General features: G+C 39.0%; 1 protein-coding gene and 1 pseudogene. Both read left to right on the top strand.

Annotated features, from left to right (window positions below):
• Positions 1 to 138: pseudogene (locus STRDD10_RS11410) on the top strand (phosphate ABC transporter permease subunit PstC); the annotation flags it as partial.
• Positions 128 to 1,012: a phosphate ABC transporter permease PstA gene (pstA, locus tag STRDD10_RS01775; RefSeq protein WP_067192619.1), complete on the top strand. Its 885-nt coding sequence runs from the start codon at positions 128 to 130 to the stop codon at positions 1,010 to 1,012. The pseudogene STRDD10_RS11410 and the gene pstA, both read left to right, overlap by 11 nt.
• Positions 1,013 to 1,043: the final 31 nt, after the last annotated feature.

Below are 1,043 nucleotides of genomic sequence, written 5' to 3'. Positions count from 1 at the left end.
GGAAATACCGTTATGGGAACGGTAGACAATAATGTCTTATGGTCTTTGGCATTAGTCTTGTTGCTTATGAGTCTCGCTTTCAATAGCGTCATTAAATTGATTACAAAAGAAAGAGGCAAGAAAAACTATGCACGCTAAAAAAGTTGATAAATTAGCAACTGTTATTCTCTATACGATTGCAGGAATTATTGTAACAATCCTTACTTCCTTAATTCTTTATATTTTAGTTAGGGGATTGCCACATGTGTCGTGGTCCTTCTTAACAGGTAGATCCTCTTCCTATCAGGCTGGTGGTGGGATTGGTATACAATTGTATAATTCCTTTTTCCTTCTAGTTATTACTTTGATTATATCCGTTCCGTTATCAATGGGAGCTGGTATATACTTGTCAGAATATGCGCAAAAAGGCCCTGTAACAAACTTTATTCGCACCTGTATTGAGATCCTATCATCGTTGCCATCAGTGGTAGTTGGGCTGTTTGGTTACTTGATTTTTGTTGTACAGTTTGAATATGGGTTTTCTATTATTTCAGGTGCTTTAGCCTTAACAGTTTTTAATCTACCTCAGATGACTCGTAACGTTGAGGATAGTCTTCGCAATGTTCATCATACCCAACGTGAAGCAGGTCTGGCGCTTGGTATCTCACGTTGGGAAACCATTGTACACGTTGTTGTACCAGAGGCGTTACCAGGTATTATTACTGGAGTTGTGTTGGCATCAGGTCGTATCTTCGGTGAAGCTGCAGCCCTCATTTATACAGCAGGACAGTCAGCCCCAGCATTAGATTGGTCAAACTGGAATATTTTTAGTGTCACTAGTCCAATCTCTATTTTCCGTCAAGCGGAAACATTGGCTGTTCATATTTGGAAAGTGAACAGTGAAGGAACTATTCCAGATGGTACAGAAGTTTCAGCTGGATCAGCAGCTGTATTGTTAATCTTTATCTTGATTTTTAACTTTGGGGCTCGCAGACTTGGTACTTACCTACATAAGAAACTTACATCTGCATAAAAGGAGAAGCAATGTCAAAATATAATTGGGA

Origin of the sequence: Streptococcus sp. DD10, assembly GCF_001578805.1 — a bacterium.
Taxonomy (GTDB): Bacteria; Bacillota; Bacilli; order Lactobacillales; family Streptococcaceae; genus Streptococcus.
This window is presented reverse-complemented; position numbering and strand designations above follow the sequence as displayed.